Consider the following 14,789-nt stretch of genomic DNA (forward strand, 5'->3'; position numbering starts at 1 on the left):
AATGGATTGAAGCAGTTTAAGCGGCTTTACGCAAATCCAAACCTAAATCCAGATGCTTTTCAACTTCAAACGATGCAGCTTTAGCAATCATTTTTTTTAAATGACGCATGTCTTTGGCAGAATTTACGGTAATACCTGCAACAATCACGCCATCGGTCACACCAAACAGCACGAATGAAGCGGCAGAACCTTGCGCTACATCCATATCACCACGAACGTGCCATTCTGCTGCAGCCATATCACCAACAAACTGGAAGTTGATGTCGAGCTGATCGGTCCAGAACCAAGCTGGATTAGCTTTTGGCTGTTCAACGCCCATCACATGACGTGCAAACACACCCGCCTGGTTGTTGGCATTTTCCCAGGTTTCGATACGACGGTATTCACCATCTTCACGCAGTTGCGTCGCCACATCCCCGGCTGCATAAATATCCGGATTTGAAGTCTGGCAGTTTTCATTCACTTTCACCGCGAAGTCCACATCCAGACCTGCTGCAACAGCAAGCTGAGCGTTTGGCACAATACCGATTCCGTAAATCACCGCATCTGCCACCAGCGCTTCACCGCTGTCCAAAGTGATCACCACTTCTTCACCGCGCAGTTCTGCTTTTTGCAATTTGGTTGACAAACGAACGTCGATGCCACGTGCACGGTGCTGTGCCAACAGGAATTCACTCAAGATACTTGGTGAACTGCGACCCATCACCATCGGGCCCTGTTCCAGAACAGTGACCTGGCACTCTTTATAACGTGCACTAGATGCCAGCTCCAGACCGATCACGCCACCACCCACAAGGATGATGCGTTTGCCCGGTTGCAACACCGGAACGAGGGCTTGAGAATCTTCCAGATTGCGCAAGGTATAAACGTGTTTACCCAAGGCATCAAGCTCTGGTAAACGGCGCGCTGCACCACCTGTCGCCAGCAATAATTTGTCATAGGCCACAACTGTACCGTCTTTCAGCACGATGTTGTGTTGTTCTGCGTTGATTTGCTCAACACCATTACCTGTGATGACCTCAACACCAAGATCCGCCAATTTCTCAGCCGATAAAATTTCGATCTTGGTCTCGGAAGGTTTTAAAATCACGTCTTTTGACAAAGGTGGACGTTCATATGGCAGGTGATTTTCATCACCGACCAAAATGATTTTACCTTCGTATTTGTTAGCGCGAAGCTCTAGAATCGCACTTGCACCAGCTTGACCAGCACCAACGATTACGATGGTTGAAACGCTCATTTGCTTAAATCCTTATTACTTCAGTTCAGCAGAAACGATGCCAAAGCCCGCGATCCATTCACTGATCGCTTCGTAGCAATGGGTCGTCATTTCGTAAGCCCCGAGCTCATCGAGTGCGGCAAATGCTGCCATCCAGGCACGAACTTCCTGGCCACCACGACCGCCATCACGACGGATTTCAGCTTCGGTCATGGCTTCAAGTGCCGCAAAGTCGGCATTCTTGAATTTTTCCAGCAGTGCGATATCCCACTCTGGATTCAACGGTACAGACACTGATGTATCACCCGCTGCCAGCTTTTGACCGACCGCAATCACTTTGGCCTGACGTGCAGTACGTGCTTCAGGGGTTGGGTTACGACCACAGATCAGGAATTCTTCCACTTCTGGTGGTACTGAACCCATTTGTGGCGTTGGTGGATCATGTGATAAACCGCCGGTACCCAATACCAAAACGCGCTCGTTTTCCAGGTTCAGTGACTTGATGAACTGACCCACGGCACGACCTAAAGCGATGGTGCGCTTGGTGGTTGGCATTGGCGCAGCGGCACCATTGATGAACACGGGAATGGTTGGATAACGATCCAATTGGCCATCACACAAGAAGTGCAAAGGTTGAGTCACACCATGGTCGGCCTGCATGCGGTAAGAATAGGCAGTATCCACACCTTCATCCAGTACACGACGAACCATTGCCAAAGCAGTTTGTTCCGGCACATTCAATGCGCCCGGACCATAATCCCAGTCCCCTGCCGCAGTCGCGCGAATGCCCACGCAGAAACTTGGCATCAGGTCGTAGAAGAACCCATTGAAATGGTCTGGACCAAAGGTAATGATCAGTGTCGGATCAAAGGCTTTGACTTCTGCAGACAATTTTTTGAAGGCTTCACGAACTTTTTGTTCTTGGGCAGAATCTTGCGGTGAGGCAAATTCCATCAGAGGGCTGTGCGATGCACAAATAAGTTTAACGGCCATAGGTGACTCCTAAACGGAAGGCAGCCCAAAGGCTGCCGAGGATAGTCCTTTCAATGTTAAAGGCGTTGCTTACTCGTCAAAGAAACCGGCACGAGGCTGACGTAGGCCTCGAATACCCAGACCACATTCCGCATTAATCAGAACACCAGTCAAAGGACGGTTATTTTGGCGAGAAGCCAGTAACACATAGGAACCAGTCATTTCTTCAGGTTCGGGTAAGAAGTTCAGCGGCATACCGCGTGCGATCTTCTCGGGATCACGCGCATCCAACAGGCCAAGATTTTCCTGACCCAAGGACGCAGCGCCTTTGATGTTCACATTCATACCCGATGGGGCAACCGCGTTCACTCGTACTTTAGGTGCAAGTTCATAAGCCAGTTCTTTCATAATCCCGACACCCGCATGCTTGGATGCTGTATATACGGGGCCTCCACCGGCTGAGTACAGCGCGGAATTAGACAAAGTAAATATGATAGAACCTTCAGAAGCTATCAATGCATCCAAAGCCGCCTTTGCACCCAGGATGAGCGCCTTGGTATTAATGCCCATGATTTCATCAAAGGCCTTATCCAGTTGCTCACCCGAAGTGTTGACGATATCGGCATAGTGATCCCAGATCCCGGCATTGCCGATGAAGCAGTCCAGTTTCCCGAAACGCTCCACAGTCGCCTGAACGGCACGGACGTTGTCTGCATAGTTGGCAACATCACCAGCGACAGCCACAATTCGATCACCAAAACGTTCTTTCAGAGCATCGACTTTTGACTGTGAGCGCTGTAACACGCCCACATGTGCACCTTCTTCAAGAAAGCGCTCCACCAAAGCCCAACCGAGACCTGAACCACCACCGGTAATCAGGGCAACTTCGCCTTCTAGCCAACCCATGATTACGCTCCTGCCATCTCGACGTACAACGCACCATCTTCAACCACTACAGGGAATGTTTGAATTGGATCCGTTGCTGGTAAACATAATGCTTGACCAGTTTTTAGACAGAAACGGGCGGCATGTAATGGACATTCAACGGTGCCATCTTCTTCAAGATAGCCTTCAGACATCGATGCATTACCATGGCTGCACTTATCATTCATCGCGAAGAATTCACCGCCATTGTTAAATACAGCAAGCGCTTCGATACCGTTTACGCCGCAATCCACTTTCAATGCTTCGCCTTCGTCTAATTCGTCAACTTGGCAAACAAAAATCTTTTGCATTAGAAAAACACCGTAATGTTGTGGGAAGTTAAAGTTGCCTGATCGAGCGTGATGTCACGTTTGGCAATCGTCCAACCTAGACGGCTCTCGTCATTTTTACGGATCAAATCAACCCGTTTCCCCACATAAATCAATACGTCTTTTTCTTTTTGCGAGCGATAAAGCATGTAGTTGCTATGGACTACATATTCATCTGCCTGCTCTGTTGGCTCGACACGAATATTGGTAATCAAATGACGGGTACGTGACGGAGGCTCTTCCGACCATGACATCCCGGTTTCAACTTTCGCAATACGGCGCTCTAATACCGCTTTCGTATCGTGGAAGATCCAGGTTGAAGGCGGTGCGATACTTTTACGACGGTCACGCGTCTGTGCATTGGTCACCGTTTTAAGGGTGTAGAGCATCTCTTCACCCAAAATATCGAGCCAGTCACGGAATTTCCAGTCATCTAACAATTGTGCTTCAGCATATAAGAACTGGCTAATGTCATGGTGGAGTTCCAAGCTAATCGAACGCCATGCTGGTTGTGGTTTTACTGCATCAACGGCATGATTCATTTCGCAATCTCCTTCTCATCTGCCATAGCGTCAGCTGAACGACCTTTCTCTAAAAGCTCTTGCTCATAGGCTGCTGTAGCTTTTTCTACATCTTCCCATTTTTCATGGATCAACAAGTTTGCCCAGTGGTTATACAAACTACGTGCTGCAGTTTCTGAGAAAATGTGGTTGGTAATGCCTGGCACGTCATCGCGTAGCTTTTCATTGCCCATACCCATTTCCATAATGAGTTTGCTATTACGTGCTTTGTAACCACGAAGAACTTTCTGAATTTCAATCCAGTTTTCGCCATCATCTGCTTCAGCAAAACCTGCAGGACCAAATGCGCGGCAAGCATTCAGCTCCATCGCTTCTTTAATGTGCTGTGGTGCAGCTTTGTCGGTAATACAGAATGCCCAAACTTCAGTTTTATCTGGACCACGTGGATGCCAAACGCGCATAGTGGTCATCCCATTGAGCCAAGATAAAGTTGGGAACATGGTGTTATGACCCGCTAAACGTAACGCGCGAATATCGCCCAAACGTTCTTTGGCTTCTTCATAAGTTTCACGGAAATAATCAGCAACCTGACCATCTACCCAGAAGTTAGCATCTGGCTTCTCGGTCAAGAAGAAACCTGAACCATGTCCACGTTGACCATATTGCACACAGTTTTTCACGGTTTCCCAAACTGGACGCGCAGTTTGCGCTGCACCAAGTGCTTTTGATGAATCATCACCCGGTTTACCACCTAACACTTGAACTGCAGAGGCATGTGAATACGGTGCATGGTATTGGTCTGAGGCAAACTGTTCTGCTGCGAATTTCCAGTTACAGTTGATTTCCCATTTATGGATCCCGCCAATGACTTCTGAACCACCTTCACGACGGTCAATCAATGCATCCAGATACCAAGCGATATCACCCATATAGGTGCGTAAATCAGGGGTGTCTTCTGCCCAGCAACCAAAGATCAAACCTTTATAGTTTTCAACACGGTTAACTTCTACTAGACCCCATTGCTCTTTGCATGCGCCTTGAGGGAAGGCAACATTTTCTAACGGGATGTCTTTGAGTGAACCGTCGATACCATAAGACCAACCGTGGTATGGACAAGTAAAGGCACGGGTATTACCGCAGTCTGCGTAGCTCACACGCATAGAACGGTGACGGCACTGGTTCAAAAATGCTTTAACTGAACCATCTTTTTGACGTGCCACAATAATCGGGTCTTCACCCATATAGGTATTGAAAAAGTCACCCGCCTTTGGAATTTGGCTTTCATGACAAAGGAACAACCAGGTACGGCCAAAAACACGTTCTAGTTCTAATTCGTAGATATCTGGATCTGTATAAATAGATGGTGAAATGCGACCATGTTGTGCATCGACGAGTGCATCGATTTCACGTACATCAATTTTTCCACTCATGAAAAGCTCTCCTGTGACCGTTAAGACAGCACAAAGTAAAGTGACTCAACTTGAGCAGGATGATGATTTTTTCACGGATTTTAGGGAAATATTTATTTTGTTTTAATTAATATCTTTTATGAATTATTTTAAGCATACAAGGCTATATTTAATCACTCTCTCTTCACATTGATTCATTTATTTTCTAAATGACAGAATAATCTTCACGCGATAGTTGTTTATAGATTATACTCCCTCTAAATGATAGTAAGACATTTTTTGGATTAGTCTTATGGAATTACGCCACCTGCGCTACTTTATTACGGTCGCTGAAGAATTAAATTTCAGCAAGGCCGCATTGAAACTTTACACCGCACAACCTTCGCTGAGCCAGCAGATTAAGGATCTCGAAGAGGATGTGGGCGTCAAGCTACTGCATCGCACCAAACGCAAAGTGGAACTCACGGAAGAAGGCGCGGTTTTTTTAGAGCAAGCTCGTCTAACGCTGGCTCAGGCAGATAAAGCCGTTGCCATGGCACGCCAAGTTTCTAAAGCCAAAGAACAATTGCTACGTATTGGCTTTGTGCCTGTGGCGGAGATGAAGATTTTTCCGTATGTTTTACCCAATCTGCGAGTACAGAATTCGGATTTGAAGATCGAATTGCTCAGTATGAACAATTCCGAACAAATGCGTGCCCTGAAGAAAGGCGAGCTGGATATTACCTTTACCCGGCACAACTTTCACAATGAAGAAATCGAAAGCCAGTTTGTATTACGCGAACCGCTGATTTTTATTTTGCCAAAAGATCATCCCTTGGCAAAATATGAGCGTATTCCGGTGAAAGCCTTAAATGGCATTGATTTTATTATTCCGGCAGCAGAACAGTCACACACTCTGCATCATGCGATTTTAGACTTTGCCAAAAATAATGGCATTGAATTCAATATCGTGCAAAAAGCGGATAATATCCTGTTCAATATCAATTCAATCGGGATCGGTCTCGGCTGTACCATTTTGCCGGGTTATATTGCACCGCTCACCATGAACAATACGGTCATCCGTCCCCTAGATGTTGAACTGCCGTTCCTCGACCTGTATGTCAGCTATCGCAAGAACAGCAATTCTGTTGCGGTACAAAAATTCATGGAACTGCTGACCAAAGTATTTTATTTGGACATTAATCGCGCAGAGTAAATGCTACTTTGTGCTATTCCTTCCCTAGCGATGGCCCACCATTATTTAGCAAAAAAATAATGGTTGTTTTTTCTTGAGTTGAATCCCCTACTTTTTGCAAGGTTATTGCTCAATTGGGCCATCACCCTCCATTCTTCAAAATGCAGAAACTTTCAACGATTTTTTCAATTTGATGAAATGCTGCAAAATTTGCACATAAATCCCGCAGATCTACAACTTAAGTCTAATAAGGCCGGATTGATATTTTTATGCTCTGAGTCTGGTTGAGCATCCAAGGTCACATCATCATTTTCAGGATAAATCCAAAGAGCTCACTACAGCCTATCCGGCATTCATTCGTCCGGAATGATCTATATAAAAAAAGGATGACCGAAGCCATCCTTTTAAGTCTTAAAACACGTGTTTAAGCAACGCCACGCGCTTTTAAATACTCTTTAATCACGGTGTTAAATTCATCTGCTTTTTCAACCTGTGACCAATGGCCACATTGGCTAAAGATGTGCGCATCCGCATGTGGAACCGTATTCAAGATATCCCAAGTACGCGATACTGGAATCACTACATCCTGTACACCATGAATCAATAACACAGGGACAGTGATGTCTTTCATTTTCTCAAAGTCTAACGGGAACTCAAAACGGTCACGGTCACGCGCACCTACCACTTCCATCAAGCGATCAGATGCATAGTCATTTTTTGCCGCTTCAAAACGCACTTTGACCAATTCATCAGTCACAAGATCTTTGTTCACAACAAACATCGAAAGCGTTTTCTTGATGCCTTCAACGGTCAATTCTGGATTCGCATGGGCTTTCAATGCCGCAGTTTGCTTGGCACCACCTGTACCCATGGAAACAATCCCTAAAACACGCTCTGGATAATCCAAGGCCAACTGGAATGCCAACCAACCACCGAGTGAGTTACCCACTAACCAGGTTTTTTCGATGTTCAAAGCATCCAATACACGGATCGCATGGTCTACCCAGGCACGAATACCATATTGTGTGCCTGGAGCAACCACAGTCTGGCCATAACCAATCGAATCAATCGCGATACAACGTGCCTGCTCACCAATTTGTGGCAGGTTGAGCCACCAGTTTGCCGCAGCAGATACACCTGTACCTGAACCATGCAAGAATAGAATTGGGGTACCTTGACCAATTTCATGGTAATGGGTTAATTCGCCTTCTGCAGTTTCAAGCCATTTGTCTTCCAAACCAAAAAAAGAATCCGTTGTATAGTCAGGGATCTGAACTGTGCTCATACTTGCTCCTCGTACAGCGTATGCTGCCTTCAAAGCCCAGCAAAATCGGGGCTTGTATCCGGCCAATATTGAATAAATCGACTTTTATGCTTGCTCATATTAACCGTTCAGAAGCCGCAAACTGATACAAAATTACGATGATTTTAAATAAAAAAACGATAATTCAAACTATTGTTTTATAATGATTTATTTTAAATAAAACCACTTTATCCCCTTTGAGTTTTATGAAGCTGTATTGTAAATAAAAAGAGCGGTCATCAAGACCGCTCTCTTCACAACACATAGGATTAGAATTTATAAGTATAAGTGGTTGCAATACGGTGTTCTTGCAGATCACTAGTTTGTCCATTGATATTGTCAAAGTTGACATCAATAAACATCCATTGGAATCCGAGACCTTTTAACTTCCCTTCAGGAACGACATAATTCAAAATAAAGTTGAATTCGTTTTCCTTTCCTTCACCAGTTAAAGTATTTACAGATTCATAAGCTGAATCCACATTCCAGCCATACCAGTATTTCGCTGTCGCTTTTAATCCATTGATACCTGCATCCTTAAAGTCATAACTATAGGTAGCTCCCACGGATTGCTCATCCTTACGGATAAAGCTCGCTACACCCCAGTTATCCAGATAAGGCTGCGGCACCCAACCAGCTAATGTAGGGAAGTAAGGCTCTCCCGTCTTCGCGCTTGGATTAGAGCCATGATCACCAAACATTTGCTGGTAGCCCAAACCAAAACTATGTGGACCATAATTCAGATTCGCACCCAGTGACAACGCCTGGTTATCAATTTCACCATACAATGCATCACCATTTTCACGGTTATCAAATACGCGCACATGGGTATCAAACTTAGCCTGGTTCTTGAATGCTGTTTTATAATTGATTCCTAAATAATTTTGGCGATAAAGGTTATCAACATCAGCATAGAAATAGCTGGCTGACCAGTTTGGATTGAATTGATAATCCACACCCGCCACGTACATGCCATCGACCTTACCATCATTGTTTAATGCTTTTGGCCAAAGCCCCAAATCCATTGGCTGGTTTTCATAACGTGCATTAATGCTATCGATATAACCTAGGGTTAATTTAGTGTTTTTAATATCTTTTGATTCTAACCATGCACCATTATAGGTTGTGAGTAATTGACGTGATGGATCAAAGAAGAGTACCGGTGTCATCGGCAACAATTCACCAATGCGTAACTCAGTCTGACTCACTTTGGCTTTTAACGTTGCACCCACTTTACCAAACTGGCGCTCTTGTTTTTTCTCAGCCTTATTATATGGAAGCACATAGTCATCAGTATCACGACCATCCAAACGAACCGCATACTGTGCCAACAGATCAACCCCTACCTGGATACCAGTATCACCAATTTCGCTATACCCAGATTTAGCATCCAGAGTCACTGCTTGTGACCAGCTTCCCCAATTCTTAGCAGGAAGATCATCATATTGACGGTCTAAATAAAAATTCTTAAATTTTAACTGCACATTGCTGTCTTTCACGAAGTCTGCATGAGCCGCTGTTGCCAATGTGGCTGAAGTGCAAACCATTGCTATCCATAATGAGTGACGACGCATCGCTAAATTCCCTAATGATTGAAACAATACAGGACGACATGATGCGCAACTCAAGTCTTTGAAAAAATCCGACCACAGTCTGAAGATTTGGCCAATTCCCCAGTGAGAAGCTCTGATTTTCTTTTTACGAATTGTTTTTAAGTGTTTTTAACAATAAGAATTTTTTATTTTTTAAAAAAAAATATTTACAACATACTGTTTAATATTAATTTTTATAAAAAATCACTATATTTTTCACACTTTATGACTTCCATTAAGTGTTTTTAAGTTTAAGTCAAATTTTAAGCTTTAATAGCCAGAACTTAGCTTCTTTATAAAAAAAAACTACTAATTAAGTCACTAAATTTAAATAAAAAAATCGTAATTCAAAGAAAAAAAGCACCCCTTCTCAGGAGTGCTTTTTATCAAATTGTTTGCACTTAGATTAGGCTTGCAATTCTTTAGCTTTTGCCATGGTTAATGCCAAATCTTCAATCATGTCTTCCTGACCGCCAACAGTACCACGGCGGCCCAATTCCATCAGGATTTCACGCGCAGATACGCCATATTTGGCTTCAGCACGTTTGGCGAATAACAGGAATGAAGAATACACACCCGCATAACCTAATGTAGCAGCATCACGGTCGGCACGAATCTGATGCGTCATCATTGGAATAATCAGGTCTTCAGCCACGTCCTGAACCTTGAACAAGTCCACACCGGTTTCAATCTGCATACGATTGGCAACCGCAACGAACAATTCAAGTGGTGTATTGCCTGCACCTGCACCCAAACCGGCAGAAGCTAAATCGACACGTGTAGCACCCGCAGTCACTGCAGAAACAGAGTTGGCAACACCCATACCCAAGTTATGGTGACCATGGAAACCAATTTCCACTTCAGCAGGCAAGTTAGCACGCAAGATACCAACGCGATCCGTCACATCTTGCGGCAACATGTAACCTGCTGAATCCGTCACATAGATACAGTTTGCACCGTAGGACACCATTTTTTGTGCTTCTTCGAGTAGTTTCTCCGGGGAAGCCATGTGCGCCATCATCAAGAAGCCCACGGTATCCATACCCAATTTACGTGCAGCGGTAATGTGCTGTTCAGAAACATCGGCTTCCGTTGAATGGGTTGCCACACGAATCGTCGCGACACCCACATCATGTGCCATTTTTAGATGATCAACAGTTCCAATACCTGGCAGTAACAGTGCAGATACTTTGGCCTGTTTCAGGTTTGGAATGACTGCTTTTAAGTATTCTTCATCGGTAGCAGCAGCGAAACCATAGTTCACTGAGTTACCACCCAGACCATCGCCATGGGTGACTTCAATTAAAGGAACACCTGCATCATCCAGGGCAGTTGCAATCGCAACCATTTGCTCTGGTGTGGTTTGATGGCGCATTGGATGCATACCATCACGCAAGGTCATATCATTAATAATAATCTTAGACATGTGGTATTCCTTTTAAGCTTCAGCGGTTTCGAGTAAACGTTCTGCAAACATTTCTGCGGTACGTGCAGCGGCTGCAGTCATGATGTCCAGGTTACCGGCATATTTCGGCAGGAAGTCACCCAAACCTTCCACTTCAAGGAAGATGGACACACGGTTGCCATCAAAGACTGGGCCATTCACCAGTTTGTAACCCGGTACATATTTCTGTACTTCTTTGATCATGGCGTCGACTGATGCAATGATCGCAGCCTGATCCGGCTCACCTTCCACTAGGCAGTGTACGGTGTCACGCATGATCAATGGTGGCTCAGCCGGGTTAATGATGATGATGGCTTTACCCTGTTTAGCACCGCCAACTTTCTCGATCGCGCCTGCAGTGGTACGGGTAAATTCATCAATGTTTTTACGCGTACCCGGACCCACTGATTTGGTCGATACGGTCGCAATAATTTCGCCGTAATTCACTGGTTGTACCCGTGAAATCGCAGCGACCATTGGAATGGTTGCCTGACCGCCACATGTCACCATATTTACGTTTGGCAAATCACCCGCTTCAAGCAATGCTTCAAGGTTGACAGGCGGTACACAGAAAGGGCCAATCGCTGCAGGCGTCAAGTCAATCATTTGTACGCCAAGTTCATTTAGCTTGCGGCTGTTTTCCGCATGTACATAAGCAGAAGTTGCATCAAACGCAATCTTGATGTCATCGGCAATTACGTGTGGCAATAAACCATCCACACCTTCCGCTGTGGTTTTTAGGCCCATTTTCGCTGCACGCGCCAAACCTTCTGAAGTTGGGTCAATCCCCACCATCCAAACCGGTTCCAAAAACTCGCTGCGTTGCAATTTATACAGCAAGTCTGTACCGATGTTACCCGGTCCGATCAATGCACATTTAATCTTTTTCATGAACAATTCTCTTAAAAGCGTTCTGGTAAAATTCAGACTTATTCCGCAGCAAAAGCAGCTGTCACTGAACCAAAGCCTTCAATTTCCACTTTGAATTCGTCACCCGGTTGCGCCACCACCATTGGGCCAAGCGCACCAGTCAAAATAATGTCACCCGCCAACAATGGACGGCCGCGGCGTACCATTTCATCTGCCAGCCAAATGGCTGCATTCAATGGATTGGCTAGGCATGCTTTGCCGACACCTTGTGAAACCACTTCTTCACCACGGGTCATGACCATTTTGCAGTTCACCAGATCCAGATTTTCCAGTTTTACTGGACGTGAACCTAAAACAAAGGCAGCACTTGACGCATTATCAGCCACGGTATCGATCAAGCTGATTTTCCAGTTCTCAATCCGGCTATCCACGACTTCAATCGCTGGCAACGCATAATCGGTCGCGCTGATAATGTCGGCATAAGTATGTTTGTCTTTGGTCAGATCAGATTTGATCACCAGGGCGATTTCAGCTTCAACTTTCGGTTGAATCAATAAACCGGCAGGAATGGCTTCTCCATCGCCATAGGCCATGTCGGCAAACAACATGCCAAAGTCCGGTTGATCCACACCCAATTGCGCCTGAACCACTTTAGAAGTCAGACCAATTTTGCGACCCACCAGGCGACGGCCTTCAGCCAGCGCGCGCTGGGTATTGATTTCCTGAACCGCGTAAGCAATATCCACATCTGCGCCTTCACCACCCAATTGCGGGCGGATTGGAGCAATCGCAGTTTGTGATAATTCAGCATCCCGTAGGGCTTGAGCAACTGACTCAACAACAGCAGAATTCGACATCAATGTTTCCTTAAACTGCAAAAAACGAGCGTATACCGTTCCAGATGGCGACATGATTACACTAGAGCATCAAGAAAAGATCTGACAGATTGGATCCACCTGTACAGCTGTACTGCACCGGACCATCGTGGGGAAACGTGTATCTATATAAACTGATTAAGGATGAAAAAAACCGGCCTTGAATGCCAATACTTATTTTATTTTTTACAATAGCTAATACCTATAAATTCTCTGGCACATTTTGACTCAAAATCAAACAACCAGAAGCATTTAGCCAGTATTTCACATTTGGACCATAACAGATCATTTACTGTCAATGGCTTTAATTTAAAGCACATAAGACCAAAAGACGACACAGATCTATTTTACTGAAGGGAAATAGAGAAATGATCCGGCACTAGCCAGATCACCTAAAAAGCTTATAACTCACGATGATTTTCCATCAAGGGGATATTGCTTAATCGCTTTATTCCGCCAAAGCCAGACTGGCAACGGATTGGAATAACTGCTGCTGTAACGCCGGGACATCATCCACAATCGCAATCGGGGCGAATTGCTGCAATACTTCCCGGCTATGCACGCCATAACTGACCCCTATTCGTGGCATGTCAATCGCCTGAGCCATTTCGAGGTCATAAGAAGTATCCCCGACCATAATGGCTTGGGCACTGTGCAGACCGGTGTACTGTAAAATTTCTTGCAGCATCAGCGGATGCGGTTTGGATCGGGTTTCGCTCGCTGCACGGGTAATGTCGAACAGGTCATGGCTGTTGGTCTGGCTCAGGACACGGTCAAGTCCCTTACGGCTTTTGCCTGTAGCCACTGCCAGTTTAAACCCCTGCTCTTTCAGACCATAGAGTAATCCAGCGATTCCATCAAACCAAGCATCGGATTTTGAGTTGGCCACATAGTGATCGGCATACACCTGCAAAATCTCCTGCTGCAAGTGTGGCACCTGTGGGAACAGAATCTGCATCACTTCCGGCAAGCCCAAACCGATAATGCTTTTTGCCGCCTCATCGGTTAGCGGTTGCTCAAACTGCTGCGCTGCATATTGCAAACTGGCCACAATCTGACCTACCGAATCAAACAACGTGCCATCCCAATCAAACACCACCAATTCTACATTCTGACTCATTTCGATTGTGCTCGCAGTTGGGCAACTAGACTTTGCATATCTTCAGGTAAAGGCGCTTCAATCGGCGCATAACCCGGGATCTCCAGACGCATCGCATGCAGACATAAGCGACGTGGTGCCGGACCTTTATATTCAGTCTGATGACCGTATTTATCATCACCCACCAAAGGATGACCAATACTTAAACCATGCACACGGATTTGATGGGTACGACCGGAAAGCGGTGATGCATAAACCAATGTTGCATGCATAAAACGCTCTGCCACATTCCACTGGGTCTTGCTGTCTTTACCTTCTTTCGATACGCGAACACGACGCTCGCCATTGGCCAGCTCATAGCGGTGCAAAGGTGCATCAATCAACTGTTGATCCAGACTCACCTGACCTTTCACAATCGCGGCATAGGTTTTTTTAATCTTGTGTTCACGCAGTAAATCTTGCAGATGCTTCAGGGTACTGCGTTTTTTACTGACCATCACCAAACCGGAAGTATCCCGGTCAATACGGTGAATCAGCTCCAGGTATTTTTTCCCGGTTGCCGCACGCAAACCTTCAATCAGACCGTAAGCCACGCCACTACCGCCATGCACAGCAATGCCTGAAGGCTTATTGACCACCATCAGGCCTTCATCCTCATACACCACGCGCGACAACAAACCTTGTGCCACTTTATCTGACACCGGTGCCGCGGTTTCATCTTTTGGCTCATAGCGGATCGGTGCGACACGAATCTGGTCGCCAATCGCCAGTTTGGTTTCTGCCTTAATACGCTTTTTATTCACCCGTACCTGACCTTCACGGATCAAACGGTAAATCCGGCTTTTCGGTACGCCTTTGAGACGGCTAAACAGAAAGTTATCAATACGCTGTCCCGCTTGATGCTCATCCACGTCAAACCAAGTGACACTTTGCCATTGTTGTGTAGAATTCATACAGTTACTTCGATCCCAAAAACACGAAATTCGATTAAAAATTGATCATTTAGGCTATTCGTTTCACAAGAAACATAAGCTTAGCCCATAGGCAGATGATGCAAG

14 protein-coding genes are annotated in these 14,789 nt (G+C 45.5%); 1 reads left to right on the forward strand and 13 read right to left on the reverse strand.

What is annotated here, in order from left to right; genetic code table 11:
• Positions 1 to 16: 16 nt before the first annotated feature.
• The 6 genes from hcaD to hcaE form a co-directional block, all read right to left on the reverse strand.
• Complete coding sequence (hcaD, locus tag PGW99_RS09985) at positions 17 to 1,240, reverse strand: 3-phenylpropionate/cinnamic acid dioxygenase ferredoxin--NAD(+) reductase subunit (RefSeq protein ID WP_273777536.1); 1,224 nt, start codon at positions 1,238 to 1,240, stop codon at positions 17 to 19.
• 15 nt (positions 1,241 to 1,255) lie between these two features.
• Positions 1,256 to 2,212 carry a 3-carboxyethylcatechol 2,3-dioxygenase gene (locus PGW99_RS09990; protein WP_273777537.1) on the reverse strand — a complete coding sequence of 319 codons (957 nt, stop codon included), beginning with the start codon at positions 2,210 to 2,212 and terminating at the stop codon, positions 1,256 to 1,258.
• A 69-nt stretch (positions 2,213 to 2,281) separates the two neighbouring features.
• Positions 2,282 to 3,097 carry a 3-phenylpropionate-dihydrodiol/cinnamic acid-dihydrodiol dehydrogenase gene (gene hcaB / locus PGW99_RS09995; RefSeq protein WP_273777538.1) on the reverse strand — a complete coding sequence of 272 codons (816 nt, stop codon included), beginning with the start codon at positions 3,095 to 3,097 and terminating at the stop codon, positions 2,282 to 2,284.
• A gap of 2 nt (positions 3,098 to 3,099) precedes the next feature.
• On the reverse strand, positions 3,100 to 3,426 hold the full coding sequence (gene hcaC, locus PGW99_RS10000; protein WP_273777539.1) for a 3-phenylpropionate/cinnamic acid dioxygenase ferredoxin subunit: 327 nt from the start codon (positions 3,424 to 3,426) through the stop codon (positions 3,100 to 3,102).
• On the reverse strand, positions 3,426 to 3,986 hold the full coding sequence (hcaF, locus tag PGW99_RS10005) for a 3-phenylpropionate/cinnamic acid dioxygenase subunit beta (protein WP_273777540.1): 561 nt from the start codon (positions 3,984 to 3,986) through the stop codon (positions 3,426 to 3,428). Before hcaF ends, hcaC begins: the two co-directional genes overlap by 1 nt.
• Positions 3,983 to 5,395 carry a 3-phenylpropionate/cinnamic acid dioxygenase subunit alpha gene (hcaE, locus tag PGW99_RS10010; RefSeq protein ID WP_273777541.1) on the reverse strand — a complete coding sequence of 471 codons (1,413 nt, stop codon included), beginning with the start codon at positions 5,393 to 5,395 and terminating at the stop codon, positions 3,983 to 3,985. The genes hcaF and hcaE overlap by 4 nt, the downstream gene beginning before the upstream one ends.
• 271 nt (positions 5,396 to 5,666) lie before the next feature.
• Between hcaE and hcaR the strand changes: the two genes are divergently transcribed.
• Positions 5,667 to 6,569, forward strand: coding sequence for a DNA-binding transcriptional regulator HcaR (hcaR, locus tag PGW99_RS10015; RefSeq protein WP_273777542.1), 903 nt, complete (start codon positions 5,667 to 5,669; stop codon positions 6,567 to 6,569).
• Positions 6,570 to 6,972: 403 nt separating this feature from the next.
• Here the strand turns inward: hcaR and PGW99_RS10020 are convergent, their stop codons facing one another.
• The 7 genes from PGW99_RS10020 to PGW99_RS10050 form a co-directional block, all read right to left on the reverse strand.
• Positions 6,973 to 7,833, reverse strand: coding sequence for an alpha/beta fold hydrolase (locus tag PGW99_RS10020; protein ID WP_273777543.1), 861 nt, complete (start codon positions 7,831 to 7,833; stop codon positions 6,973 to 6,975).
• Between the two features lie 287 nt (positions 7,834 to 8,120).
• Positions 8,121 to 9,425, reverse strand: coding sequence for an OprD family outer membrane porin (locus tag PGW99_RS10025; protein ID WP_273777544.1), 1,305 nt, complete (start codon positions 9,423 to 9,425; stop codon positions 8,121 to 8,123).
• Between the two features lie 424 nt (positions 9,426 to 9,849).
• Positions 9,850 to 10,869 (reverse strand): 4-hydroxy-2-oxovalerate aldolase, encoded by a 1,020-nt coding sequence (gene dmpG, locus PGW99_RS10030; protein WP_273777545.1) that lies wholly within the window; start codon positions 10,867 to 10,869, stop codon positions 9,850 to 9,852.
• A 12-nt stretch (positions 10,870 to 10,881) separates the two neighbouring features.
• Positions 10,882 to 11,778, reverse strand: coding sequence for an acetaldehyde dehydrogenase (acetylating) (locus PGW99_RS10035; protein WP_273777546.1), 897 nt, complete (start codon positions 11,776 to 11,778; stop codon positions 10,882 to 10,884).
• A 38-nt stretch (positions 11,779 to 11,816) separates the two neighbouring features.
• Positions 11,817 to 12,614: a 2-keto-4-pentenoate hydratase gene (locus tag PGW99_RS10040; protein WP_273777547.1), complete on the reverse strand. Its 798-nt coding sequence runs from the start codon at positions 12,612 to 12,614 to the stop codon at positions 11,817 to 11,819.
• Between the two features lie 466 nt (positions 12,615 to 13,080).
• Positions 13,081 to 13,752 (reverse strand): HAD-IA family hydrolase, encoded by a 672-nt coding sequence (locus PGW99_RS10045; RefSeq protein WP_273777548.1) that lies wholly within the window; start codon positions 13,750 to 13,752, stop codon positions 13,081 to 13,083.
• Entirely contained in the window at positions 13,749 to 14,684 is a 936-nt protein-coding gene (locus PGW99_RS10050; RefSeq protein ID WP_273777549.1) for an RluA family pseudouridine synthase, read from the reverse strand. The genes PGW99_RS10045 and PGW99_RS10050 overlap by 4 nt, the downstream gene beginning before the upstream one ends.
• Positions 14,685 to 14,789: the final 105 nt, after the last annotated feature.

The organism is Acinetobacter sp. GSS19 (assembly GCF_028621895.1).
In the GTDB taxonomy this organism is placed as follows: domain Bacteria; phylum Pseudomonadota; class Gammaproteobacteria; order Pseudomonadales; family Moraxellaceae; genus Acinetobacter.